Origin of the sequence: Crocosphaera watsonii WH 8501 (genome assembly GCF_000167195.1) — a bacterium.
GTDB lineage: Bacteria > Cyanobacteriota > Cyanobacteriia > Cyanobacteriales > Microcystaceae > Crocosphaera > Crocosphaera watsonii.
The window spans coordinates 1-23,910 of record NZ_AADV02000044.1 but is presented as its reverse complement, the minus strand read 5'-3'; the positions used below and the strand labels follow the sequence as shown (position 1 = coordinate 23,910).

Sequence of the window (23,910 nt, the reverse complement as noted above, 5' to 3'; positions counted from 1 at the left end):
TCAATTCTGGCTTGATTTAATATGCCTAAATCCGTTGGGTATTTGATGTCTGCTGGCGCACAAGTCGCATCTAAAATTAGTTTACCTTTGTTTTTTATTTTTTCTCCTTTTTATTGGAGACAATCCTTTTTTTTTACTTCTTTATCACTCTTGTCTATTTCTCTTTTTACTATTTTTTTATTGATTTTGTTTATCAATTCTCCATCAATTCTTTTCCTAAAATGAACTAGCATTGAAGATTCCAGTGGTGGCTCTTGTTGATAACAATTTAAACCTATAAAGTATTGTAGATAGGGATTTTCTCTAATCTGTTCTATAGTTTCTCTATCACTTGTTCCTAATTTTTCCTTAATAATTAATGTCCCTAATGCCATTCTAAATAGTTTGGCTGGCGCACCTTTTTCTGCTGAAAAAAGTTTAGCATATTCTTCCTCAAAATCATCCCAAGGTATCAACTCTGCCATGATTACCCAACGATTATTGGGGGACAATTTGCCCTCGAAAGGTAATTCAAATTTTTCTGGGGGCGGTAAAGGTTGCTCCTCTTTTCGATACATTTGTTCTTGACCAACAACTGGGAGGTGTTTCTACCAATTATAGCGGTTTGTAGCCGACAAAGCTGATCTTTTTTGCGATCGCGAATATGGGTGTAACCTTTTAAAGAATAGGGTTTTGCTTTTATTCAGCAAACCCTAAGTAGGGTTTTTCTTCTGATTAACCCTACTTCTTTTTCGCGAAAAGGCATTGTAAAATTAACTAATTACCATTGTAAACATTCCAAGCTTTCCAAAAGGTATAAACCGATAACATAGCTAACATTGCATAGAAACAAAAACGAACCACTTTATCAGGTAATCTTGGTAAAAATCTGGTACTAAATTGTACTCCTATTAATCCCCCAAACCCTAAAGTAATTCCTACTAACCAGACAACATTATTATTTAAAGCATGACCAAAACAGGAAGAAATAGACGTAATAACAATTACTCCCAAACTGGTTTGTATGGCAACTTTTATCTCTTCTTTTAACAATAACATTTGTAGAGGAACCATAATTACTCCTCCACCAATACCAAATAAACCAGCTAAAAATCCCACAATCACTCCTGTCAATAAACAAGCAACTTTTTCAGATAATCTTACCTCAGACACTTGATGAGGTGTGGTGACTAATTGACGACGTAAATTACTTAAAAAGATGTTGAAAATTAGCATACAAGCAAAAGCAGTTAATAAAATGAATTCAGGGATACGATTAGCAACAAGCACACCAAATTGTGTGGTTATAAGGGCAGGAATTCCCAATAAAATTACTCGCTGAAAATCCAAATATCCCATGCGCCAATTTTGAATACTTCCCGCTGAAGAAGTAATAAAAATAGCTAAACTACTGGTCGCAATTGCTTGTAATGACGTATAATCAAATGCAAGTAAAAGAGGAACTAAAACCGTTCCTCCGCCAATTCCTAACACTCCTGCCAGCAGCCCCGAACCCAAACCACTAAGAATTAAAATTACAACTTCATCTAACATTGTTTATTCATGATAAATTTTCCCTAAATATTTTAATTATTTCCCTCATTAAAAGGTTCAACTTCAATAGGTATTCCCACATAACCCTCTTCTCCAGAAGGAACAGAATTATCTAAATTAACCTGAGTTTTCTTCTCAGGAATACGCGAAAGTTCGTCAACAGAAATAAATTTACTATCAGAATCAAAAGTTTCACCCACAGAAGGATTGACAGATTTTTTAGGGAGTACACTATCAGAAGATTTAGCATTTAAAGGTGGTGCTTTATCTAATTTTTGTTGATGATTAGAATCACTATTTTTGCTGGTTTCTTGATCAGATATAGATTCAACTTTTGTCGGGGATGTTGACTTAATTTCCGATGATTGACAAGCAGCAGACGCTAACCCCAAATAACATCTAAACTCCTCTCTAGCTAAAGAAACCCCTATCCCTGCTACAGATACCATTAACGCTGCCATTGAGATAAAATACTTAAACATGGTTGCTACACCTCCTCACTTAGATCAAGGCAGTTTTTACCTATGCTATTTTAGCGCAAGTAAACAGATAAAAGTTTGTAGTCAAGGCTTCAGCCTTGATGCTCATTGACTATCAATAGATTTATTGGAGAAGATGCTACCATAAACATAGTTAGATTTTTCTCGAAAAATTATGCCTAACCGTCTGCCCAATACCCAAAGTCTCTACCTTCTTGACATACTCCCACCACTAATTGCTCCGCGCTTGCTACGCAATAGAGTGGGGGATTCTCTCCGTATCACTACGTAAACACTCTGAAAACCCTATAGATTGGTGGTATTGGTGCGAAGAAGCCATAGAAATCTCAAGAAATGAAAATAAACCCATTTTTCTGTCTATCGGCTATTTTAGCTGTCATTGGTGTACAGTGATGGAAGGAGAAGCGTTTTGTGATCAAGCGATCGCAACTTATCTCAACTTATTAGTTCGTGAACGCAGTTATGTCGATAATGCGACCCCCTCGGCTAATGGCATTGCTATTAGCAATTTAGTCATATCTTAAATCAATCTCCTCGCGCTTGTCCCAGTTTATTAACTGCCTTGGATTGGTATAACTTTGGCTGTTTAGTGAGAACGAATCAAACTATATTACCAAAGTTAATTACTCAATATTTCCCGACTACCGTTTATCGTTTAGATCATAATTTACCCGAGAATGCCATCGGTTTAGTCTGTCAAGGTTTATCCTGTTTAGAACCGGCCACAACCGAAGAACAATTAGTCAGACAAATGGTAGAAGTGGATTTAGGAATCTAATCGTTACAATTAATAAGTCCCTACCCATATTTTAGGTAAGGATTAATTTCGACAAATATTATTGATGTCACGCAGACTCGGGGGTGGCTAAAGAAGACGGATGTACCAATAACTCGGAGGTTGAGCGTTTTTCTACCATTTCCCCCGTAATCATGCACTTCTGAACATCTTTGCGAGAGGGCAACTCATACATCACATCTAACATTAATTCTTCAACAATCCCCCGTAAAGCTCTAGCACCTGTTTTCCGTCGATAGGCTTCCTGTGCGATCGCTTTGACTGCTTCCGGGGAGAACTCTAGTTCTACATTGTCCATGTTCAACAATTTCTGATACTGCTTAACCAAAGCATTACGAGGCTTGGTTAAAATTGCAATGAGGGTTTCTTCTGTTAAAGGATTTAAAGCAGCCATCACAGGTATTCTGCCCACAAATTCGGGAATCATGCCAAACTTAACCAAATCATCTGGCTCTACTCGCTGCATCAGGTCCGCTGTCCGTTCTTCTTTAGACTGCCCTTCCCCTGGACGAACAAAACCCATAGATTTTTTACCAATGCGTTGTTCTATAACTCGATCCAAACCAACAAACGCCCCACCACAAATAAATAAAATATTGCTGGTATCGATTTGAATACAATCTTGATAAGGGTGTTTTCTTCCCCCTTGAGGAGGTACATTGGCTACCGTTCCCTCTAGCATTTTTAGAAGGGCCTGCTGTACACCTTCCCCAGAAACATCACGAGTGATGGAGGGGTTTTCGCTCTTGCGGGCAATTTTATCGATTTCATCGATATAAATAATCCCCCGTTGTGCCTCTTCTACATCTAGATCCGCCACCTGTAACAATCTTAACAATATATTTTCTACATCCTCTCCTACATAACCAGCTTCTGTTAAGGTTGTCGCATCGGCTACGGCAAAGGGAACTTCCAAAATTTGGGCTAAAGTTTGGGCTAAAAGGGTTTTCCCTGAGCCAGTAGGACCCATGAGCAGTATGTTGGATTTTTGCAGTTCAATGTTGTCTTGATCCTGTTCTCCTTTTTTCCCTTGAACTAAGCTCAAACGCTTATAGTGGTTATAAACGGCCACGGAAAGCACCTTTTTAGCTTCGTCTTGACCAATCACATATTCGTCAAGATAATCCTTAATTTCCATGGGTTTAGGCAGTTCCTTGAGGGAACCCCCATTTTTGGCGGCACGGCGTTTGGGAGTCTGGGAATCAGCAGGATTACTCGGGTTCATCTCCCCTGATGTTCCCATTAGTTCTTCGTCAAGAATTTCGTTACAAAGCTCGACACATTCATCGCAGATGTAGACTCCCGGGCCGGCTATTAGTTTTCGGACTTGCTCCTGGGATTTTCCACAAAATGAACATTTTAGGTGGGAGTCGTATTTAGACATAAGCGGTTGAGTTAGTTGAGTGAGGTTACAGGAACTGTAGGATCGGATAAATCTGACCGAGAAATAACTTTATCTATCAAACCATAATCAACTGCTTCTTGAGCCGACATGAAAAAGTCACGCTCTGTATCAGCAGCAATGGTGTCAAAGGGTTGTCCCGTATGCTCAGCCAGCATATCATTGAGTCGTTTTTTGATGTAGAGAATTTCTTTGGCTTGAATTTCTATTTCCACTGCCTGGCCTTGCGCACCCCCAAGGGGTTGATGGATCATAATTCGAGAACTGGGTAACGCCATCCGTTTCCCTTTTGTCCCTCCTGATAAAAGGAAAGCTCCCATACTCGCTGCTAAGCCAAAGCATATCGTCACTACGTCAGGACGTATTTGCTGCATCGTATCATAAATCGCTAACCCTGCATAGACCGAACCCCCTGGAGAGTTGATGTAGAGTTGAATGTCTTTTTCTGGATCTTCTGCGTCTAGAAATAACAGTTGCGCCACAATTGAGTCAGCTACCTGATCATCCACTGGGGTTCCCAGAAAAACAATTCTCTCTCTTAGTAGTCTGGAATAAATATCAAAGGCTCTTTCCCCTACCCCAGACTGTTCTACCACCATCGGTACCACACTTTCAGGGGCTGCGTAAATTTCTGAAGGACGCTTACTTGATATTGTATAGTCTAGCGATCGCGATTCAATCATAGTCTTTAAGATTGGTTTAAATATTCCACCTATTGTATTACCTTGGCCTTTTACGGCAAAGTCTTCGTTGGTTCTATCCTTAAAAGTCTCACTGACCATAGTTACAGAACTGACCTTACTTAATTATAGGTCTTTTCCTGGAATTTTGTCGCTTTTATAACGGCTGATTGCCTTGATTTGTTTGGGATTTTCCTACTTGATCGTATTTTAACACATTTCTTGGCTAGATTATTACTTAATTTTGATTTCTTCTAACACTGTGGTAATAACTTCAGAGGAAATACTCTCACGTATTTCTACCTGGCCAATATCTGTGGGTAAAATAAATCTAACTTTCCCTGCTTTGACTTTTTTATCTAACTGTAAACTGTCTAAAATTTCTGGAGATTTTAACTTGTTATCAAAGGTCGATGGTAAGGCTGCTTTTTTAATGAGATTGTCTTGTCTTTCTGTCTTTCCTTCTTGCCACATACCTAGTTTAACTGCTATTTTTCCTGCTACTGCCATACCTATCGCCACAGCCTCTCCATGATTAATTTGACTATAACCTGTTAAACTTTCTAGAGCATGACCAATAGTATGACCGTAGTTTAATATAGCTCTAATTCCTGCTTCTTTTTCGTCTTGACTAACCACATCAACTTTCGCTTGACAGGATTTTGTGATAATTTTATCCATTACTTCTAAATCTATATTTTCTAAACTATCTAATTTTTTTTCTGCTTCTAACTGTTGAAATAAATCTTGATCCCAGATAACTCCATATTTAATCACTTCTGCCATTCCTGCTCGAAATTCTCTGATAGGTAATGTTTTTAATACCATTGGATCAATAAACACTAAACGGGGTTGATAAAAAGCTCCAATTAAATTTTTACCTTGAGGATGATTGACCCCTGTTTTTCCCCCCATAGAAGCATCTACCATGGCCAACAAAGAGGTGGGAACTTGCACAAAATTAATCCCTCTTAACCAAGTAGCTGCAGCAAACCCTGTCATATCTCCGATGACTCCACCTCCTAATGCTAACAGGGTCGATGAGCGTTCTAAACGATGTTTCAAGGCAACATCATAAACTTGAGAAATACTCTCTAATGTCTTATAAGTTTCTCCTGCTGGTATCAAGTGATAAAAAACTTTAAACCCTGCCTTATTCAAGGAATTAATAACAGTTTCTCCGTAGTGATTAAAAACTTCTGGATTGGAAATAACCAGAATCTTTTTACCTAACTGGAGTGAAGTTAAATGATTTCCTACATCTTCTAATGTGTTAGGAGAAATAACAATATTGTAGCTGGTATGAGGTAAGGTAACGTCAATGATAGAGGACATAAATTTTACTGTTTACTATCTCTACAAAAATAACAGAATAGAGAGAAAGTTGCTTAATTTTTAGGACTTGGCCACAGTCGTAAGGGAATTACGCCCCATAATGTTACGATTTTTAACTATAATGTTAGAACGATCTGTAATTATGTTAAAAAATCCTATGGAACCTGCAACTGTTTTAAGTATCTCGATTGGCTCAATTCTCCTTGCGATCACAACCTACGCTGTTTATACAGCTTTTGGTCCCCCATCTGCTCAGTTGAGTGACCCCTTTGAAGATCATGAAGATTAGATGCTATCAACGGATTATAACAAGATAAGAACAATTCCGACAGGGATTCGTTATAAATACCCCGTTTTCTGAACGGGGGAGCGTCAAAGGTTTTTTATCTTAATCAACAAAGGATAGCTTGAAAACTAAGAAGTGGTTGAGTTCATTATAAGGGATACTCAACCCTTTTTAGTGACTATTTGCTCAGTGCTTGAGAGCATACCAAAGTTGCTGTTTATTCTTTATTGATAATAGTTGAGCCGATAAATTCACCCCCTAGTCCCCCTCCCCAAAGAAAATATGATAATTTTTCTACAGAAATTGGATGCGCTCTACTGCTTGCAAGCCTCCGAAACCTATACTATTAAGAATAATTATCAATTGCAAGGCAGTATGACTGTCCAAATAAATCAAAATACTGTTAAAACTAGAGACTAGAAACATTAATCTGAATTTCCCAACTAGACTTAATCATTATGACTCATACCACCAGCGACATACAAGACTTTCTGCGTCATATAGACCCCTTTGATCAACTCTCGGAAACTGTCATTACCCAGATAGCCAACAAATCTCAAATTTGGCGTTATCGTATGGTTGGACTTTGGATAAAAAACAATTGTTAGCGTAAATTTTACGCTAAACATATCTCCAGAGCTAAAATAGAGAATTAAGGTGATTTTAAAAACTCTCTTTCCATCTTTTTAGGGGATTTTAAATATTAAATAGCTTCATTCAGTTTCGGTTCCAATATAGATATCTAAGTAGCTTTCAGTTAGAGATTGAATGACTCGTTCTAATTCATCAATGAGATTTCTTCTAGTGAGTTTTTCTACAGCATCAATATGAGCAGAACTTCCGGCCCGTCCTAAATATTTATATTTGGTTTTTTTTCTCATTATTAGTGGCCATAGGAAAAATTGATTCAGCAGCCTGTAGTTTATAATACCAGTAGATTGTTCCCTTTCCATTAACCTGATAACGAATAATATGACAATTAGCTGGTGCTACTTCCCCTTCCCGTTCAATTTTCTTTATTTTCTGTTTAAGAGAGCGAATTAGACTCTTAATTTGTTTGGCTCTCAGGTGGACATCTTGACTGGTCTTAAGTTCGGAATGTGATGACATTAGCCTTAACTGTAACAAACAACCTCTTTTGATGTTAGCGTATATATTCCGCTAATTTATAAGGTAATAAATTTTAAAAATGACCAAAAATGAAACGGCTACGTCTGTCGAGGAATTCCTGGTGTGGAGGTCTAACCTCTTCCAAGGACTAAAAGCTAGAAAAGAAACTATTATAGAATTACTCGATGCCCTCTCCAGTAACCAACAAGCTCACTCAGTCGTTGAATTGTCTCTCAATCCTTTATTTAGAAGAGATTATAACAGTTTATATAGAGGAATTCAAGAGTTTTTACCCACTCAAACTGACCCTAATTATGAACAGAGAATTGAGACTTTATTTTCAGCGGTATCGAGAACAATTCCTCCCACTTCAAAACATTATAACTTATTTGGTATTGACACAACTCCCTGTCCACGACCGTTTGCCGAAACGTTAGCGGATAAAACCTTTATTCATTACCCCAATCCAATTAAGGGAAATAAACCCATTAATATTGGACATTGTTATTCCGTTGTCTGCGCTTTACCTGACCAAATAGACACAGAAAAAGTCCCTTGGGCTGTCCCCTTATCAGGAGAGCTAGTCCCCTCTAAACATAAAGGAGTAAATCAAGGCAATCAACAACTAAAAAAAATCTGGCAAAGTTCTTTATTTTATGATAAATTATCTGTCTTAGTGGCTGATAGTGACTACAGCCAAAAGGATTTTATTGGGGAACAAGTTAAGCATGAAGACGTAGTTACTATTACAAGAGTTAGAAGTGACCGAGTTTTTTATCGTCAATTTATTCGGGACCCAAATCAAGCCAAAACTTCGGGACATCCCCGTTGGTATGGGGATAAATTTGACCTTAAAGATGACCAAACTTGGACTGAACCTGATGAAGTTCATCATGTTCCCTTTACAACGAAAAAAAGGTCGTCAATTAACAGTGACTATTTCGGGATGGAAACAGATGTTAATGAGAGGAACTAAAAACTATAAAATGAACAATCACCCCTTTACTTTACTCCAGATTGTTGTCAGAGCTCAAGAAAGAAATAGTATTTGGAAACCTATGTGGCTTATTGTTATTGGTTCTCGGCGCGATGAGTTAAGTTTAGTTGATTGTTATCAGTGTTATCGACAACGTTATGACATGGAACATCTTTTTCGATTTGGTAAACAAAGATTATTGATGACATCTTATTTAACTCCCGATGTACATCATGAAGAAAATTGGTTTAAACTAACACTTCTTTCTTATGTAAATTTGTGGGCTGCCAGAAAATTAGCTGTGGTTTTACCCCGTGATTGGGAACAGTATTTGAAGACTAATAAATCCATCAAAATCACCCCTAGTCTAGTTCAAAGAGACTTTTCAAGAATAATGACGACCTTGGGGACTTTCGCCAAATTTCCCAAACGTCGAGGTTTTTCTTCCGGACGTATTAAAGGTTACAAAAAAGCCCCACGAACTCGTCATGATGTTATCAAGAAAGGGAGCAAAAAAATCAACTGAAAACTTAAAAGCTCCTTAGTTTTCCTCAGAATCTATAGATTAGCCCTATTTGTCAGCCAATTTTATTGACTGATACAGAGCCGATATTTTGGGATTTTAGTTTAGCGTAAAATATACGCTAACAAACTTTTTTTGTCCAAAGTCCAATTTTGAACCGGAGGAGTTAGTAGCTCAAGTGGAGTCTTCCCTGAAACAGGCCAACCGTTTGATGCTTCATAAAGCTAATCTTTCTCTTGATGAGGGTAGTCGTATTCATGTTCCCAATCATGTAGAATTGACTCCAACAGAAACAAAAGTGGTTCAGTTGGTAGCCAAAGGTCTTTCTAATCGAGAGGTTGCGGAGAAACTTAGTGTTAGTCGACGCACTATAGAAAGTCATGTTTCTAATATGCTCAATAAGACGAGTCTGAAAAATCGGACTGAATTAGCTCGTTGGGCAATGGAAAATAGTATGGCTTGATTCGTGTTATTATCAGTTTAGAGTGACTGATTAAAAATCAGTTCTCAATCGCTTCCTTAGCTCAGTTGGTAGAGCAACTCACTTGTAATGAGTAGGTCGTCGGTTCAAGTCCGACAGGGAGCTTACTTCACTAGACAAAGGGTTTAGGACTTTAAGGAGGTCTACTATATTACCGTGTCAGATGCTTTGACTCAGAATTAATGTTAAGTTTTTTCACGGTACAATGCAAAATATTAAATCTCTTTAAAGACAGAGTATTTTTTTTGAGATTTGTGTCATTATTCTAAGTAACCATTTTGATCTCCGCGGGTAGTCCCGTCGGAGTTTTTGCTTATCTAGGGATTTTTTGCCTAAAAAAGTCGAAATCTACTAATTATTAGGAGATTTTGTCACAGGTTATCAGGAAAAAAGTAGGTTCTGAGGAGCGATCGCGCACCGTCCCATCATTCATAGGAAAGGCAAAGGGATCACCTTTGTTGGTTGTGCCTAAAATTGTGCCACCCATTAACATTGAACCTCCCGTCGCGAGAGGCGCGAGGGATTCCCATATAGACTCTTAACTAGACTACCGAAATAGTTCCCGTCAGACCGCCATTACTGTGCCGTATTATTTAACGTTCACGGGCGCACCGACCGCAAACGGATCTAAAATCTATTTAATTTTTTGGCTGTGCGTCACCGCTAAACCTAATCTACTTTAGTGGTTTCAAGTGGTGGATTGATAATTCTTAAGGAAAATGTAATATATCAAAGTTAATATTAAATAGGGTTTGCTGAAAAAGTTTCTCCAAAATTTATGCCACTTTTGACCAAGAATTTTCTGACAAATCAATAAGTTTTAGTACATAAAAATTGTTTAAAGTATAATCAAAATTAATGAAAGGCGGTTTGATGAGTTCCCCTGTTCTATTATTAGTAAATAAGGACAAAAAAAGCGACAAAAACTGCCTCAGAAGTTTAGAAAGATTGACAAATAAAAATGTAATAGCAATAGATGTAATGGAGGTTTCAGGGAGTTTTGTCATCACGAGATTTAGGCTAAATCTTCGTTTAGCTTGTCCAAACTTTCCCTCAATAGCATTACGGAAGCATTCATCGGAGTGGGCTTGTTTCTTTTCTTCTTCACTGACATTTTTCGGAGGTCTTCCTAACTTCGGACCACTGATTCTTATCCCTCTTTCCTTACACCAATTTCTGTTTTCCCTAGTTCGATAAATTTTATCTACATGGACGGATTCGGGATAATAGCCAAACGTTTCTTTATACTTTTCTACTTGTTCTTTTAAATGACAAGATTCATTGAAGTTTTCCCAACTTATTTTGTCTAGAAACACATAGTTACCCACACAGCTTACTGAGAGTTTAGCTCCAAACTCTATTGGTTTTCCTGCTTTTCCCCTCACTATTGGACGAATATGCGGTTGAGTTAAACTTACAATTCTTTGAGGAACACTCTGGGTCTTATTCTCCCACATTGACTGTTGTTGTTCATAAACTTTTTTGATAGTCTCTAGACAATTTTTCTGTCTTTTACTCAGATTTTCCAGGGAAGCCCCAGCTTGAATTAAGTCTTCTATATTTCCTAAATTTTTCTTAAGGTATTTTAACTGTTTCCCGATAGCTTTTCTTCTTTCTTGATAAGATACTTTTCGTTTTTTAGCTACTTTTAATTATTCCTTTCTAGCAATTTTTCTAGAAGTTCTCGGCTTTTTTCTCAATTTTACTCTTAATGGTTTATAAAGATTATCTATTATTCTTTCTGTCTCAATTCTGGCTTGATTTAATATGCCTAAATCCGTTGGGTATTTGATGTCTGCTGGCGCACAAGTCGCATCTAAAATTAGTTTACCTTTATTTTTTATTTTTTCTCCTTTTTCTTGGAGACAATCCTTTTTTTTTACTTCTTTATCACTCTTGTCTATTTCTCTTTTTACTATTTTTTTATTGATTTTGTTTATCAATTCTCCATCAATTCTTTTCCTAAAATGAAGTAGCATTGAAGATTCCAGTGGTGGCTCTTGTTGATAACAATTTAAACCTATAAAGTATTGTAGATAGGGATTTTCTCTAATCTGTTCTATAGTTTCTCTATCACTTGTTCCTAATTTTTCCTTAATAATTAATGTCCCTAATGCCATTCTAAATAGTTTGGCTGGCGCACCTTTTTCTGCTGAAAAAAGTTTAGCATATTCTTCCTCAAAATCATCCCAAGGTATCAACTCTGCCATGATTACCCAACGATTATTGGGGTGACAATTTGCCCTCGAAAGGTAATTCAAATTTTTCTGGGGGCGGTAAAGGTTGCTCCTCTTTTCGATACATTTGTTCTTGAGCAACAACTGGGAGGTGTTTCTACCAATTATAGCGGTTTGTAGCCGACAAAGCTGATCTTTTTTGCGATCGCGAATATGGGTGTAACCTTTTAAAGAATAGGGTTTTGCTTTTATTCAGCAAACCCTATTTAATTAGCTGAGGGTTTTAACTTTAGCGATCGCATCTTCAAGATCAGGTAGTTTTTTTCCCGATTTTTGAGCAGTTTCTAACCATAACTCTCGAACAATCATTAATTCGTGCAAGGTATCTTCTAGGGTTTCTCCTTGTGCAAGACATCCTTTTAAAGCAGGTATTTCAGCAACAAACCCTCCTTCTTCACAGGGATAAATAACCATAGAATAATTCATGTTTACTCTCCTTCAATTAATTGGATAACTCTTTTTTGATTTAATAGCTTGTTCTATTTTTAAATCAAAATCAGGATCACCAACTTTTGTAATAACTTGTTTTGGTTGTTGATTTCGTCTTTGGAAATAAGCTTGTAAAGTAGATTGCTCATTTTTATGTTCTAAGAAATATTTTCTAAGTTCTTTGTCTGACATTTGAGCATAATTAATTTCTGACATTAAATTACCTTCTCATCTTCTATAATTTTTACTTTTTGATAGAGACTATCTTAGGATTAATTAGTTCAAAGTGTAGTATCATAAATTGGTCAGCACTGAGTCCAAGAGATTCGTAAGTTCGTCCATTGCGATCGCTAAATTCAACCTCATAAGCTGTTCCATCGGCTAAAATATCAACAACTGTGCCGACTTGACCTTTAAATAGTTGCTCTTCAGGAAGATCAACAGTTAAGGCAACCACATCAAGTAACTTTATTTTATCAGTTTTCATTGTATTTGACCTCCACAAAATTAAAGGGGATAGCAAGTAGTTAATCTTGGAATTTTAGAATTATTTTCGATAATCCAACCTGTTCTAATTATTGCACTTTTGTTTTGCCATTTCAGTGTAAAATCTATGGTATAATTGGACTTTGGATAAAAAACAATTGTTAGCGTAAATTTTACGCTAAACATATCTCCAGAGCTAAAATAGAGAATTAAGGTGATTTTAAAAACTCTCTTTCCATCTTTTTAGGGGATTTTAAATATTAAATAGCTTCATTCAGTTTCGGTTCCAATATAGATATCTAAGTAGCTTTCAGTTAGAGATTGAATGACTCGTTCTAATTCATCAATGAGATTTCTTCTAGTGAGTTTTTCTACAGCATCAATATGAGCAGAACTTCCGGCTCGTCCTAAATATTTATATTTGTTTTTTTTCTCATTATTAGTGGCCATAGGAAAAATTGATTCAGCAGCCTGTAGTTTATAATACCAGTAGATTGTTCCCTTTCCATTAACCTGATAACGAATAATATGACAATTAGCTGGTGCTACTTCCCCTTCCCGTTCAATTTTCTTTATTTTCTGTTTAAGAGAGCGAATTAGACTCTTAATTTGTTTGGCTCTCAGGTGGACATCTTGACTGGTCTTAAGTTCGGAATGTGATGACATTAGCCTTAACTGTAACAAACAACCTCTTTTGATGTTAGCGTATATATTCCGCTAATTTATAAGGTAATAAATTTCAAAAATGACCAAAAATGAAACGGCTACGTCTGTCGAGGAATTCCTGGTGTGGAGGTCTAACCTCTTCCAAGGACTAAAAGCTAGAAAAGAAACTATTATAGAATTACTCGATGCCCTCTCCAGTAACCAACAAGCTCACTCAGTCGTTGAATTGTCTCTCAATCCTTTATTTAGAAGAGATTATAACAGTTTATATAGAGGAATTCAAGAGTTTTTACCCACTCAAACTGACCCTAATTATGAACAGAGAATTGAGACTTTATTTTCAGCAGTATCGAGAACAATTCCTCCCACTTCAAAACATTATAACTTATTTGGTATTGACAGAACTCCCTGTCCACGACCGTTTGCCGAAACGTTAGCGGATAAAACCTTTATTCATTACCCCAATCCAATTAAGGGAAATAAACCCATTAATATTGGACATTGTTATTCCGTTGTCTGCGCTTTACCTGACCAAATAGACACAGAAAAAGTCCCTTGGGCTGTCCCCTTATCAGGAGAGCGAGTCCCCTCTAAACATAAAGGAGTAAATCAAGGCAATCAACAACTAAAAAAAATCTGGCAAAGTTCTTTATTTTCTGATAAATTATCTGTCTTAGTGGCTGATAGTGACTACAGCCAAAAGGATTTTATTGGGGAACAAGTTAAGCATGAAGACGTAGTTACTATTACAAGAGTTAGAAGTGACCGAGTTTTTTATCGTCAATTTATTCGGGACCCAAATCAAGCCAAAACTTCGGGACATCCCCGTTGGTATGGGGATAAATTTGACCTTAAAGATGACCAAACTTGGACTGAACCTGATGAAGTTCATCATGTTCCCTTTACAACGAAAAAAGGTCGTCAATTAACAGTGACTATTTCGGGATGGAAACAGATGTTAATGAGAGGAACTAAAAACTATAAAATGAACAATCACCCCTTTACTTTACTCCAGATTGTTGTCAGAGCTCAAGAAAGAAATAGTATTTGGAAACCTATGTGGCTTATTGTTATTGGTTCTCGGCGCGATGAGTTAAGTTTAGTTAATTGTTATCAGTGTTATCGACAACGTTATGACATGGAACATCTTTTTCGATTTGGTGAACAAAGATTATTGATGACATCTTATTTAACTCCCGATGTACATCATGAAGAAAATTGGTTTAAACTAACACTTCTTTCTTATGTAAATTTGTGGGCTGCCAGAAAATTAGCTGTGGTTTTACCCCGTGATTGGGAACAGTATTTGAAGACTAATAAATCCATCAAAATCACCCCTAGTCTAGTTCAAAGAGACTTTTCAAGAATAATTACGACCTTGGGGACTTTCGCCAAATTTCCCAAACGTCGAGGTTTTTCTTCCGGACGTATTAAAGGTTACAAAAAAGCCCCACGAACTCGTCATGATGTTATCAAGAAAGGGAGCAAAAAATCAACTGAAAACTTAAAAGCTCCTTAGTTTTCCTCAGAATCTATAGATTAGTCCTATTTGTCAGCCAATTTTATTGACTGATACAGAGCCGATATTTTGGGATTTTGGTTTAGCGTAAAATATACGCTAACTTTTTTTGTCCAAAGTCCAAAACTAAATTAGAATTAAAATTCTCAAAGTAGGAAAGTCGCTCTTTATCTGCCTTTTCAATTTGTTGTTTGAGGTTGTATGCTTCTACTAATCGAAAGTAACTAGCAGGATATAGAGAACCGTATTGTGCGCGCATTTCTGGTACATGACCATAGAATTTATCATTAGCTGCATTACTTCCCACTAAACCATCTAATGAGCCATTCATCACATAAGTTGGATTGATTAAATCTGTTATCAAACAACTGTAACAGGAGTCCTCTGTCAACACTTAAGATAGAAAGATAACCACTGTTTAAAAGAATAAAAATGGATGCTTTTAGTCCCACTCCTCCACCTTGGACCGAAACAGCGATTCATGGGTTACAATTTTGTTGCCCTCGCTGTCATGCTAGTGCCAATAAAGCCCAAAAAGCTTGGATTAATCGAAGGGCCCCAGTAATAACCGAAGACTATGGCCGAAGATGGCAAGAATTTTATCTCTGCGAATGTGAACAAGCATGGTGGGCCTGGAGTAGCGATCGCCCCCCTTCTGGTTTCAGGGAAAATAAAGGATAAAATAAAAAATAAACCTAATCCCTACGATATTCAAACCCAGTTAAGGAAACGAACTTATGACAGCAACGTTATTACTATCCAAAGAATTACCTCAATTATCATATCAATCAAGTCGCGATCGCTTCGATAGCAGTTGGCAAGATCCCCTCTCCACCCTCTTAGGGTTAGGAAGGGCAGCAGGTGCAGACTTTTTAGAATTTTTCTTGGAACGGGTTAACTATATTAGCTGTTTAGCGGAAGAAGACGCTATTACCAGCATTTCCCCTCGTTTATCCAGTGGCGCAGGAATACGCATTTTTAAGGGCAAAGCGGACTGTTATGTTAGCACCAATGACCTCTCCTTTAAAGGGCTAAAAACGGCCTTAGAAAAGGGGTTATCCATCTTAGGTTTAACCTTACCCTCCCCTAACGCCTATATCCCAGAAATTAACTTGGAATTATTACGAGATTACGCCGTCACCAATAATAAAGAGGTGTGGTTACCCCAATGTAGTTCCATCGAAGAAATGGGAGACACCTTACTACAAGCTAACGGGAAAATGGCACAAAAAGCTAAGCATATCCAGTCCCGTCGTGCCATGTATTTCCGAGACTGGCAAGAAGTTTTAGTAGCAGCTAGTGATGGTACTTTTGCCAGAGATATTCGCCTTACCCAGTCCGTGGGTTACTCCTTATTCTGCGCAGATGGAGAACATCGCGCCTCTATTGGGAAACGGTTTGGAGATACCAGTGATCCTGGTTTCTTGCGTCAATGGGACTATGAAAACGCAGCCGAAGGGGTGGCGGAGTCTGCTGGAAAAATGCTCTATGCTGACTTTGTAGAATCGGGAAATTACCCCGTTATCATGGCCAATGAGTTCGGTGGGGTCATTTTCCACGAAGCTTGTGGCCATCTTCTCGAAACTACCCAGATCGAACACAAAACCACCCCCTTTATGGACAAAAAAGGGGAAAAAATTGCCCACGAAAATTTGACTGCATGGGATGAAGGTCGTTCCGATAAAGCCTTTGGAACTATCGATATGGATGATGAAGGAATGCCCACCCAACGCACTCTGTTGATTGAAAATGGCATCCTCAAGAACTTTATCGCCGATCGCACGGGATCGATACGTACCGGTCATCCTCGCACTGGTAGCGGCCGTCGTCAAAGTTATGCCTATGCTGCTGCTTCTCGGATGCGTAATACTTATATTGCAGAAGGTAATTTTTCTGTTGATGATATCTTTGCTTCGGTTGATAAAGGTATTTATTGTAAGCAAATGGGTGGGGGAAGTGTTGGCCCTACCGGTGAATTTAATTTCTCTGTTTCTGAAGCTTATTTAATCGAAAATGGGAAAGTTACTAAACCGTTAAAAGGAGCAACTTTAATCGGAACTGCTAAGGATATTATGAACGAAATATCTATGTGTTCTCAAGATTTAGGACTGGCTCCAGGTTTTTGTGGTTCCGTCAGTGGTAGTGTTTATGTTACCGTTGGTCAACCCCATTTAAAAGTAGATAAAATCACCGTTGGTGGTCGTTAATTCCCTTTATTTACCCCTCCTGGGAGGGGTGGGTAGGGGTCAACCCCTCGACTACGCTCAGGGTTGACCCCTACTGCTGTTAAACTAAGGTTATATTAATGTTATTAGAGTCAAAGATACCGATTAATTATCTATCTTTGGCTTTCTTTTCGTCTGAAACAAAAACCCATGCTTCCTACAAGTAATAATCCGACTAACGAACTTGGTTCAGGAATAGAATTAGCAGTAATATTATCAAAGTTCACATCTCCTGAACTGGCAATATAAACCTGAGTAATATCCTCAAATTCTGTCAGGTTTAAGGTTTGAAAGGGTAAACCTAATTGATTACCAAGAGAAACCTCTGTAAACTGTCCTAAAACCGGTTCAGTCGGATCAAAAGTAGTGCTAATTAAAATTTTGGTGTCATCTGTTGAATAACCAGCAATAGCATCACTGTTCTCCCTTAATTGATAGTCTAAACTTTCTAAAGAAAAAGTACCACCATCAACTAAAGTTAAATAAATGCCTAATAAGCGATCAACATCATTATAATGTTGCGCTTCGTAGGAATTACTTGCATGGAAATGCGCACCGTCACTATAAAAAGCGGCAGGAGTTCCTATACCTTGAGCAGAAAACGCTTCAACATTAAACCCATCTTCAACAAAACACTTTCCTCCTGTATCTGGTAATTGAGGAGTACAAGTATTAGGATTAGAAAAAGCATAAGTATCAGCATCAAAATTAATAATAGCAGCTTCAACTTCTGTGCTTACTCCTGTTACTAATGCTAGAGCAGTTGCAGCAGTGATGGTCATATTTTTAAAGGGTTTAGCGATAAACGAAAAGGAGGGTTTTTGATGTTTCATGAAATTATGATTAAGAAATTTTCTCCCATAACCTAACACAAGCTTTCTGAGAAATCAAAAGACAACTCGTCAAAGTTGTCTTTATTTTATGTCGATATTTTTTAGGTTTATTTAAGATTTAAACCCCTTAAAATGTATGAGGATTTTTTTTGAGTAGATGGGGCTTATGTTGAAGAAAGTCCCTAATATCTTGTGTTCCTTTTGCTTGGTTACATTGAGGACAAGCTAAAGTCAGATTTCCTATGGGATCTCCTGTCTCAAACTGATTTTGTGATCTACTGAGTTTTTGTAGGTCAAATCTTACAAGTTCAATCTCGATAGTTTTAATGGGACACCAAGACTTGACATCCTCACGCGCCCTGAAAGGGCGGTGATTCCTAAACCTCGCGATTTAGGTTTGGTGTTTCATCCACCGTTGCATACCATAGTTAAAAACCATGTACCGTCTTACACAGAGTCCACAGACTATTATCCCATTTCAGAGATCCGATCCCGAGAGCATCGTCGGTACGGTGTCAGCCAAAGCCGTTTGTACTTGCTGCTTGGATATTTTACCTGTACAAGCTTTTCTGTACAACTTAAACAATATGTTGAAAAACAACAATCTCCTGTTTAAAAGGACTCCCTACGGTCGGTTTATTTGCTGGTCGCAATTCCCCTCCCGAAAACACATTCGTATGACGGGAGACCCCTTGCGACATTAAGTTGGAGCGATTGAATCTTTTTGGTCTGTAACGCAGCAGGTAAGTTTTCTGATTCAGATCCAAGATTACTCAACATTGCTTTAACCAATTTCTTCATGGGGTTCATTTTTCTCTCCACTTTAATTAGTAGTATAGTTGAGAATTGTGCGACAGTTAGTTTGACAACAAGCATACCAGAAAAATTACCTGGATGGTATTTCACTGGCTTAAAATGTGTACTGTAACCCAGCCGTTAATTGCCAATCTGTTTCTAATTGTGGTCCCTGGAGTGCGCGATAAACAGGTACTTCAAATTCGATGGCTAAACGACCACTTTTTAAATCTCCTTCGGGGACAAAAAGATTCAGTCCAAAACCAATATCAATTTGAGTTCCTCCCCTTCGAGTGGGATCAGCAGTGGGAACTATATTAGGGTTGAGACGGGTATCTTTTCCGCTAATATTACCCCAATTTTTCCCTTTAATGCGTAAAGATGTACTAGCCCAGTTGCTCCATTTTCTTGCACCCCAGGCCGTTAACATAATCTGATCGCCAAATTTATAGCTATTACTATTTGTTCCTAAACGAAGGGTTCCTAATTATTAAACGTATTATTGAATAAGCACTATGACAAAATTTTTTAGATTTGTCAAAAGACAGTCTGTCAAAGAATATATCAACAACCAAGCAAAAGATAAGACAACTAAGAAATTTATTTGCATTTTTGGAAAATACTATGTTAGGATTAAACTCCGTGCGGACGTATAGCTCAGTTGGTTAGAGTACATCGTTGACATCGATGGGGTCACTGGTTCGAGTCCAGTTACGTCCATAGTAGTTATAATAAGTATTTCAGCGATTTCAGTAGGATGCACCTACAGTTAAGTGTAGCAGATTAGTCCCAAATTAGTCCCATAGTAGGGTTATTTAAGGGTACTGTTGAGTAATTATGCTTAAAGTAAATTTTTTTGGTTTAGTGTGTAGTATATCCAACCAAAATGTAATATAAAATACAAAGCTAAATTTACTAAAGTGACCTTGTAAACTGTAATTCAATACTGTAGTATCGCTCTTAAGCGATACCAAAACAACCACCGCTAAAGAACTAACCCTAAACTAAATAATCTAGTGGGCTATGCTAAAAACAACCTTAACAGTTGCAGTTATGACTCACGTATAATGTAAGACTTATTTTTTGATACCCGTATCACTGAAATTTTTATAGATTTAATCATAGTCGGTATGGATGTGATTTATTGAAATCTGTATCCTTAAAAATTATTTGATTGACGGTTAACAAAATTCAAAATACAATATTGATTATTGTTAACAAAAATCTAAAATACCTATGAATACTGAATCACCGAAAACGAAAAAATCAGGACGTGGTGGTAAGCGTAAAGGTGCTGGGAGAAAATCAACGAGTAGAACTACAAAATTAATGAGAGTCCCTGAAAATTGTCCACACATTACCCGAATTTCTCACAAAATCTGCGATCGCCAAACACAGAAGCCTTACAGGAAGTGGGTTTGAACAGAGCGATCGCAGATTTCCCCAACCAACAGTCTGTTGTCAGATTTTAAGTTAAAATCAACCCGAATTAGACAAAGATGAAAAGATAAATCAATCACTCATTTTTCAAAAAAAATTATTAATAAAATCTCTAATAGTACTAGATTGTTAGAATAAAATATGCTATAATTTAATTATTAAAGCAATTTACCTTAAACTGATTTAATGAGTCCCAGTCATCCCCGAACCCCTCGTCAAGTAATCAACTTTAGTAAACAGAAAGGAAAAGAAATAATCGCTAATTTTGATGGGGGACTAATCACTTCAGATGCGGGGATTGTCTGGATAGCTGAGTTGGATAAAAAACTGGGAATTACCGAGAAGTTTGGTAACTGTTTTCAAGATCATCGTCATCAATCTTATGTAGATCATTCCGTTCATGAGTTATTAGCACAAAGGCTTTATGGAATTATTTTAGGCTATGAAGATGTCAATGACCATGATAAATTACGTCACGATCCTGCCCTTAAGATCGCTTTAGAAAAGCTTAATGAACTTGAAGATAAAAAGGGATGGTTAGCTGGAAAAAGTACAATTAATAGATTGGAATATTGTCCTGAGACTATTCTCGACCAAAAAACGAGTCGTTATCATAAAATAGAACCCAACTTTGAAGCCATTGAAAAATCTTTTGTCGAATTTTTTTTAGAGTCTTATAAAAAACCTCCCTTAAGTATTATATTAGATATGGATATCACGGATGACCAAGTACATAGTAATCAAGAAGGGGCATTTTTTAATAGTTATTATCACGGAGTATGTTATGCTCCTTTATATATTTTCTGTGGGCATCATTTATTAGTTGCTAAACTTCGTTCATCTAATGTAGATCCAGCCGATGGAGCCTTAGACGAATTACAAAGAATTATCGGACTAATTAGAGAAAAATGGTCAGAGACTCATATCCTAGTTAGGGGTGATAGTGCCTATGCCCGTGAAGAAATCTTCTATTTTTGTGAAAATCAGCCTTTAGTTGATTATGTTATAGCTATGGGAACAAATGGCGTTCTTAAGTTACGAGCGGATGATGTAATTGAAAAAGCCAAACATGAATATGAAAAAAAACTAGCTCCAATAACTGAATTAATGGATAGTTTATTTCAGAAAAAAGAAGATTTAGAAGAAGTTGAAAAATTAGTACCAATTTCTACTTGGTATCGCTCTATTCGTTATAAAACAGAAAAGTCATGGAGTTGTCAAAGAAGAGTAGTGACAAAAGTTTGTTATGGAAGTGATGGCTTAAAAATGCGCCATGTGGTGACATCTTTGCCCGCTTCAAAAATTCCACCCTCAAAACTTTATACAAAAAAATACTGTCCGAGAGGCGAGATGGAAAATCGGATTAAAGAACAACAATTAGACTTGTTAGCTGATAGAACTTCAACTCAAACATTTCAAAGTAATCAACTAAGATTATGGATACATTCCTGGGCTTATGTTCTCATAAATGCTTTTCGTCAACACTGTTTAAAAAAAACTTCATTGGCTAAAGCAACTGTGGGAAGAATACGTCTAAATCTTCTTAAGTTGGGAGCCAGAATAAAGATTAGTTGTAGAAGAATTATTATCGCTATAGCTAGTGCTTGTCCTTATCAAGATATTTTGTCTATTGCTAACAAAAGAATTAAAACTATTCCTAATACTGGATAAGTAGAATAAGTTGTTTTTTAAAAAAGATATCTATCATAAGTTGTTGACTGACTGATACTTTCATTTAGTCTTATTTATCGTGGAGAAAATCAAAAGTTAATATAATTATTCCCTCTTAAACTCAATTTTTGGATAATCAAAGTCAATTTTTTTATTCATCTATATTCAAAATTTCTATTAGTCCTAAAAATTATCATTTTTCATCTCTGGATTGGGCTTTCAAATTAATTTGTGAGAAATCCGGGTTTTAGCGTAGCCGTTTCTAATAATTGAAAAATAGGAACATAGACATTTTGGGCAACGGCTCCACATCCAATAATCCCACAATTAAACTGTTTCATTTATTTTATGTTAAAAACTATTGTTGATAAGTGCAAAAACAGACAGGGTTAATTCTGTCTGTTTTTGACTAAAATTGGCTTAGTTGTCAAAGGAACTTAAAAGTTCATTTCAGCAGCTTGTACTCGTTCCACTTGTTTCTTCTTAATTACTAAGAGAATTTGGGCTAACATAATACCAGCTAAGAAAACCATTAAACCTTGAATACGGGCAGGGTTTTGTAGGACAACTTCTGTATCTTTTTGTCCAAAACCACCCACATTGGGATTATTGGTTAAAGCTTGGCCTGCTTCAACTTCTGTACCCTCAGAAACAATTAATTGAGGACCTGCAGGAATCGCTTCGTCTACATCACCTTCAGCAGAGGCAATAGTTACGACGTAGCTACCATCTTCTTGATCGCTAATGTTGCTAATGGTTCCAGCAATAGAGGCTTTATAGACGTTATTGTTGCTAGGTTGTCCTGTGGGATAAATTTGACCACGACCACGGTTTGCCCCTAGATAAACCTGATATTTCCCAAAGTTAATATTGCGGTCTTCTGCTGGGTTGGGGGATAAAACAGGGAAAACAATTTCTTGATATTGTTCTCCAGGTAAAGGACCAACGAGGATGACATTATCTTGACCTTCGCGGTAAGACTGGAAGTAGAGACTACCAACTTCTTCCTTAATATCTTCAGGAATGCGATCGGCAGGAGCAATTTTAAACCCATCGGGTAACATCAAAACAGCACCTACATTGAGGCCACCCTTAGAACCGTCTCCTAGAACTTGTTGGGAGTCGAGATCGTAAGGAATTTTTACCACAGCTTTAAACACTGTGTCGGGTAAAACAGATTGAGGAATTTCTACTTCAGCAGCTTTTTCTGCTAAGTGACAGTTAGCACAAACGATGCGCCCTGTAGCTTCTCTAGGGGTTTCTGGGGCGGTTTCTTGGGCCCAGAAAGGATAGGCGGCAGCAGTTTCAGCGAGAGTGAAACCATTGCCAATGGATAAAGAAATAGTTGCTAAAGCGATCAAGAAAAATCGCAGTAACATACGCTTACCTTGGGACAAAATTGCCGAAAAATCGGATATTTTCATTGCTCAGTCAAAATTATGTGATTCTTAAACAGTACGGGGGGTTATTAATAATTTATTCAGTTGTCAGTTACCAGTTATCAGTTATCAGTTAAGTTTATTTCTAACTGCTGAATGTTAACTGCTGAATGTTAACTGTTCACTGAAATTAAGCCCACCAGGGTTTTTCGTCGGTGCGGAAGTCAGTTTCTTTCCAGTCGCTGAAGATAACCTTATCACCCTCGTTGACGTTAACATGGGCTAACGCTAAAGAAAGGGGAGCAGGACCACGAACGACTTACCCTGAGCATTGTATGGAGAACATGACAGGGACAAATAAACTAATCTTCGCTGGCATTCCAGGAACAACGCACCTTAAGTGAGTACAAACGGGGTTGAAACCCTAGCCAGAATGGCGGTTTTCTCCTTCACCCCTAGGAAGGGGGAATCCCCTTTTTACCTTTGGGCTAAACCCAATCCCCAAAATTTGCCCCGCAAGAAATTTACTAGGGATAACTTCTTTCCCCAGACGGTTTTGGGATAAAACCCCCCCCGGGCCCCCCCCTGGAGGGGGGATTAAAATTTTT

At 37.4% G+C, this 23,910-nt stretch carries 21 protein-coding genes, 2 tRNA genes and 6 pseudogenes; 12 read left to right on the top strand and 17 right to left on the bottom strand.

All coding sequences use genetic code 11. From position 1 onward, the window contains the following. The 3 genes and pseudogenes from CWATDRAFT_RS17850 to CWATDRAFT_RS17840 form a co-directional block, all read right to left on the bottom strand. Positions 1–557: pseudogene (locus tag CWATDRAFT_RS17850) on the bottom strand (transposase); the annotation flags it as partial. A gap of 199 nt (positions 558–756) precedes the next feature. Further along, positions 757–1,533: a sulfite exporter TauE/SafE family protein gene (locus tag CWATDRAFT_RS17845; protein ID WP_007306334.1), complete on the bottom strand. Its 777-nt coding sequence runs from the start codon at positions 1,531–1,533 to the stop codon at positions 757–759. Between the two features lie 32 nt (positions 1,534–1,565). Continuing rightward, complete coding sequence (locus CWATDRAFT_RS17840) at positions 1,566–2,015, bottom strand: hypothetical protein (RefSeq protein ID WP_007306333.1); 450 nt, start codon at positions 2,013–2,015, stop codon at positions 1,566–1,568. A gap of 254 nt (positions 2,016–2,269) precedes the next feature. Between CWATDRAFT_RS17840 and CWATDRAFT_RS41865 the strand changes: the two are divergent. Together CWATDRAFT_RS41865 and CWATDRAFT_RS41860 are read left to right on the top strand one after the other, a co-directional pair. Beyond that, positions 2,270–2,473 (top strand): annotated as a pseudogene (locus tag CWATDRAFT_RS41865) (DUF255 domain-containing protein); the annotation flags it as partial. Between the two features lie 122 nt (positions 2,474–2,595). Continuing rightward, a complete protein-coding gene (locus tag CWATDRAFT_RS41860) occupies positions 2,596–2,811 on the top strand; it encodes a hypothetical protein (protein ID WP_007306336.1) in 216 nt (71 codons plus the stop codon). A gap of 67 nt (positions 2,812–2,878) precedes the next feature. Here CWATDRAFT_RS41860 and clpX read toward each other — a convergent pair whose 3' ends face one another. The 3 genes from clpX to aroB form a co-directional block, all read right to left on the bottom strand. Continuing rightward, entirely contained in the window at positions 2,879–4,213 is a 1,335-nt protein-coding gene (gene clpX / locus CWATDRAFT_RS17830; protein ID WP_007306332.1) for an ATP-dependent protease ATP-binding subunit ClpX, read from the bottom strand. A gap of 11 nt (positions 4,214–4,224) precedes the next feature. Further along, the gene (gene clpP, locus CWATDRAFT_RS17825) at positions 4,225–4,914 is read right to left on the bottom strand and encodes an ATP-dependent Clp endopeptidase proteolytic subunit ClpP (protein WP_042711800.1); all 690 of its coding nucleotides are present in this window, start codon (positions 4,912–4,914) and stop codon (positions 4,225–4,227) included. Positions 4,915–5,145: 231 nt separating this feature from the next. Continuing rightward, positions 5,146–6,246: a 3-dehydroquinate synthase gene (gene aroB / locus CWATDRAFT_RS17820; protein WP_007306330.1), complete on the bottom strand. Its 1,101-nt coding sequence runs from the start codon at positions 6,244–6,246 to the stop codon at positions 5,146–5,148. Positions 6,247–6,403: 157 nt separating this feature from the next. On the opposite strand from aroB, the gene psbN reads away from it, so the two are divergent. Further along, positions 6,404–6,535 carry a photosystem II reaction center protein PsbN gene (gene psbN / locus CWATDRAFT_RS17815; protein ID WP_007312454.1) on the top strand — a complete coding sequence of 44 codons (132 nt, stop codon included), beginning with the start codon at positions 6,404–6,406 and terminating at the stop codon, positions 6,533–6,535. 710 nt (positions 6,536–7,245) lie between these two features. Here the strand turns inward: psbN and CWATDRAFT_RS32385 are convergent. Then, a pseudogene (locus CWATDRAFT_RS32385) lies at positions 7,246–7,642 on the bottom strand (hypothetical protein). 79 nt (positions 7,643–7,721) lie between these two features. Between CWATDRAFT_RS32385 and CWATDRAFT_RS34030 the strand changes: the two are divergent. The 3 genes and pseudogenes from CWATDRAFT_RS34030 (at position 7,722) to CWATDRAFT_RS17790 (ending at position 9,727) form a co-directional block, all read left to right on the top strand. Next, positions 7,722–9,163 (top strand): annotated as a pseudogene (locus CWATDRAFT_RS34030) (NF041680 family putative transposase). 129 nt (positions 9,164–9,292) lie between these two features. After that, a pseudogene (locus CWATDRAFT_RS17795) lies at positions 9,293–9,604 on the top strand (response regulator transcription factor); the annotation flags it as partial. A gap of 50 nt (positions 9,605–9,654) precedes the next feature. Beyond that, a tRNA-Thr gene (locus CWATDRAFT_RS17790) sits at positions 9,655–9,727 on the top strand. 671 nt (positions 9,728–10,398) lie between these two features. Here the strand turns inward: CWATDRAFT_RS17790 and CWATDRAFT_RS34025 are convergent. The 6 genes and pseudogenes from CWATDRAFT_RS34025 to CWATDRAFT_RS17760 all read right to left on the bottom strand — a co-directional run bounded on the left by CWATDRAFT_RS34025 (position 10,399) and on the right by CWATDRAFT_RS17760 (position 13,440). Next, positions 10,399–11,926, bottom strand: a pseudogene (locus CWATDRAFT_RS34025) (IS5-like element ISCwa2 family transposase). A 143-nt stretch (positions 11,927–12,069) separates the two neighbouring features. Further along, positions 12,070–12,285, bottom strand: a complete 216-nt coding sequence (locus CWATDRAFT_RS17775) for a type II toxin-antitoxin system HicB family antitoxin (protein WP_007306325.1) — start codon at positions 12,283–12,285, stop codon at positions 12,070–12,072. Between the two features lie 12 nt (positions 12,286–12,297). After that, positions 12,298–12,504: a DUF6887 family protein gene (locus CWATDRAFT_RS17770; RefSeq protein ID WP_042711791.1), complete on the bottom strand. Its 207-nt coding sequence runs from the start codon at positions 12,502–12,504 to the stop codon at positions 12,298–12,300. 28 nt (positions 12,505–12,532) lie between these two features. Continuing rightward, positions 12,533–12,775, bottom strand: a complete 243-nt coding sequence (locus tag CWATDRAFT_RS17765) for a DUF4926 domain-containing protein (RefSeq protein WP_007306324.1) — start codon at positions 12,773–12,775, stop codon at positions 12,533–12,535. A 20-nt stretch (positions 12,776–12,795) separates the two neighbouring features. After that, complete coding sequence (locus CWATDRAFT_RS41405; RefSeq protein WP_157134109.1) at positions 12,796–12,960, bottom strand: DUF6883 domain-containing protein; 165 nt, start codon at positions 12,958–12,960, stop codon at positions 12,796–12,798. 84 nt (positions 12,961–13,044) lie between these two features. Then, on the bottom strand, positions 13,045–13,440 hold the full coding sequence (locus CWATDRAFT_RS17760) for a hypothetical protein (RefSeq protein WP_007306323.1): 396 nt from the start codon (positions 13,438–13,440) through the stop codon (positions 13,045–13,047). 79 nt (positions 13,441–13,519) lie between these two features. On the opposite strand from CWATDRAFT_RS17760, the gene CWATDRAFT_RS17755 reads away from it, so the two are divergent. Continuing rightward, complete coding sequence (locus CWATDRAFT_RS17755) at positions 13,520–14,959, top strand: NF041680 family putative transposase (RefSeq protein ID WP_007306340.1); 1,440 nt, start codon at positions 13,520–13,522, stop codon at positions 14,957–14,959. 82 nt (positions 14,960–15,041) lie between these two features. Here the strand turns inward: CWATDRAFT_RS17755 and CWATDRAFT_RS17750 are convergent, their stop codons facing one another. Further along, positions 15,042–15,350 (bottom strand): hypothetical protein, encoded by a 309-nt coding sequence (locus tag CWATDRAFT_RS17750; protein WP_198138997.1) that lies wholly within the window; start codon positions 15,348–15,350, stop codon positions 15,042–15,044. Between the two features lie 41 nt (positions 15,351–15,391). Here CWATDRAFT_RS17750 and CWATDRAFT_RS17745 point away from each other — a divergent pair, with 41 nt between their 5' ends. Beyond that, positions 15,392–15,640, top strand: a complete 249-nt coding sequence (locus tag CWATDRAFT_RS17745) for a hypothetical protein (RefSeq protein ID WP_007306341.1) — start codon at positions 15,392–15,394, stop codon at positions 15,638–15,640. 56 nt (positions 15,641–15,696) lie between these two features. Then, positions 15,697–17,166 carry a TldD/PmbA family protein gene (locus tag CWATDRAFT_RS17740; protein ID WP_007306342.1) on the top strand — a complete coding sequence of 490 codons (1,470 nt, stop codon included), beginning with the start codon at positions 15,697–15,699 and terminating at the stop codon, positions 17,164–17,166. Positions 17,167–17,297: 131 nt separating this feature from the next. Here the strand turns inward: CWATDRAFT_RS17740 and CWATDRAFT_RS17735 are convergent, their stop codons facing one another. Together CWATDRAFT_RS17735 and CWATDRAFT_RS17725 are read right to left on the bottom strand one after the other, a co-directional pair. Further along, positions 17,298–18,017: a PEP-CTERM sorting domain-containing protein gene (locus tag CWATDRAFT_RS17735; RefSeq protein WP_007306321.1), complete on the bottom strand. Its 720-nt coding sequence runs from the start codon at positions 18,015–18,017 to the stop codon at positions 17,298–17,300. A 910-nt stretch (positions 18,018–18,927) separates the two neighbouring features. After that, positions 18,928–19,242, bottom strand: a complete 315-nt coding sequence (locus tag CWATDRAFT_RS17725; RefSeq protein WP_007306320.1) for a hypothetical protein — start codon at positions 19,240–19,242, stop codon at positions 18,928–18,930. Positions 19,243–19,458: 216 nt separating this feature from the next. Between CWATDRAFT_RS17725 and CWATDRAFT_RS17720 the strand changes: the two genes are divergently transcribed. The 3 genes from CWATDRAFT_RS17720 (at position 19,459) to CWATDRAFT_RS17715 (ending at position 21,923) form a co-directional block, all read left to right on the top strand. Next, a tRNA-Val gene (locus CWATDRAFT_RS17720) sits at positions 19,459–19,532 on the top strand. A gap of 626 nt (positions 19,533–20,158) precedes the next feature. Next, positions 20,159–20,284: a hypothetical protein gene (locus tag CWATDRAFT_RS41065; protein ID WP_268742338.1), complete on the top strand. Its 126-nt coding sequence runs from the start codon at positions 20,159–20,161 to the stop codon at positions 20,282–20,284. Positions 20,285–20,438: 154 nt separating this feature from the next. Further along, positions 20,439–21,923: an IS1380-like element ISCwa5 family transposase gene (locus CWATDRAFT_RS17715; RefSeq protein ID WP_007306343.1), complete on the top strand. Its 1,485-nt coding sequence runs from the start codon at positions 20,439–20,441 to the stop codon at positions 21,921–21,923. A gap of 437 nt (positions 21,924–22,360) precedes the next feature. Here the strand turns inward: CWATDRAFT_RS17715 and petA are convergent, their stop codons facing one another. Then, positions 22,361–23,347, bottom strand: coding sequence for a cytochrome f (gene petA, locus CWATDRAFT_RS17710; RefSeq protein WP_035828769.1), 987 nt, complete (start codon positions 23,345–23,347; stop codon positions 22,361–22,363). Positions 23,348–23,910: the final 563 nt, after the last annotated feature.

Excerpts from the sequence above, each read along its gene's own strand:
- CWATDRAFT_RS17775 (WP_007306325.1), bottom strand. The coding sequence starts at position 12,285 with ATGAATTATTCTATGGTTATTTATCCCTGTGAAGAAGGAGGGTTTGTT.
- CWATDRAFT_RS17765 (WP_007306324.1), bottom strand. The coding sequence starts at position 12,775 with ATGAAAACTGATAAAATAAAGTTACTTGATGTGGTTGCCTTAACTGTT.
- CWATDRAFT_RS17715 (WP_007306343.1), top strand. The coding sequence starts at position 20,439 with ATGAGTCCCAGTCATCCCCGAACCCCTCGTCAAGTAATCAACTTTAGT.
- CWATDRAFT_RS17760 (WP_007306323.1), bottom strand. The coding sequence starts at position 13,440 with ATGTCATCACATTCCGAACTTAAGACCAGTCAAGATGTCCACCTGAGA.
- CWATDRAFT_RS41405 (WP_157134109.1), bottom strand. The coding sequence starts at position 12,960 with ATGTTTAGCGTAAAATTTACGCTAACAATTGTTTTTTATCCAAAGTCC.
- aroB (WP_007306330.1), bottom strand. The coding sequence starts at position 6,246 with ATGTCCTCTATCATTGACGTTACCTTACCTCATACCAGCTACAATATT.
- psbN (WP_007312454.1), top strand. The coding sequence starts at position 6,404 with ATGGAACCTGCAACTGTTTTAAGTATCTCGATTGGCTCAATTCTCCTT.
- clpX (WP_007306332.1), bottom strand. The coding sequence starts at position 4,213 with ATGTCTAAATACGACTCCCACCTAAAATGTTCATTTTGTGGAAAATCC.
- petA (WP_035828769.1), bottom strand. The coding sequence starts at position 23,347 with ATGAAAATATCCGATTTTTCGGCAATTTTGTCCCAAGGTAAGCGTATG.
- CWATDRAFT_RS17740 (WP_007306342.1), top strand. The coding sequence starts at position 15,697 with ATGACAGCAACGTTATTACTATCCAAAGAATTACCTCAATTATCATAT.
- CWATDRAFT_RS17725 (WP_007306320.1), bottom strand. The coding sequence starts at position 19,242 with ATGTTAACGGCCTGGGGTGCAAGAAAATGGAGCAACTGGGCTAGTACA.
- CWATDRAFT_RS17755 (WP_007306340.1), top strand. The coding sequence starts at position 13,520 with ATGACCAAAAATGAAACGGCTACGTCTGTCGAGGAATTCCTGGTGTGG.
- CWATDRAFT_RS17735 (WP_007306321.1), bottom strand. The coding sequence starts at position 18,017 with ATGAAACATCAAAAACCCTCCTTTTCGTTTATCGCTAAACCCTTTAAA.
- CWATDRAFT_RS17745 (WP_007306341.1), top strand. The coding sequence starts at position 15,392 with ATGGATGCTTTTAGTCCCACTCCTCCACCTTGGACCGAAACAGCGATT.
- CWATDRAFT_RS17845 (WP_007306334.1), bottom strand. The coding sequence starts at position 1,533 with ATGTTAGATGAAGTTGTAATTTTAATTCTTAGTGGTTTGGGTTCGGGG.
- CWATDRAFT_RS17770 (WP_042711791.1), bottom strand. The coding sequence starts at position 12,504 with ATGTCAGAAATTAATTATGCTCAAATGTCAGACAAAGAACTTAGAAAA.
- clpP (WP_042711800.1), bottom strand. The coding sequence starts at position 4,914 with ATGATTGAATCGCGATCGCTAGACTATACAATATCAAGTAAGCGTCCT.
- CWATDRAFT_RS17840 (WP_007306333.1), bottom strand. The coding sequence starts at position 2,015 with ATGTTTAAGTATTTTATCTCAATGGCAGCGTTAATGGTATCTGTAGCA.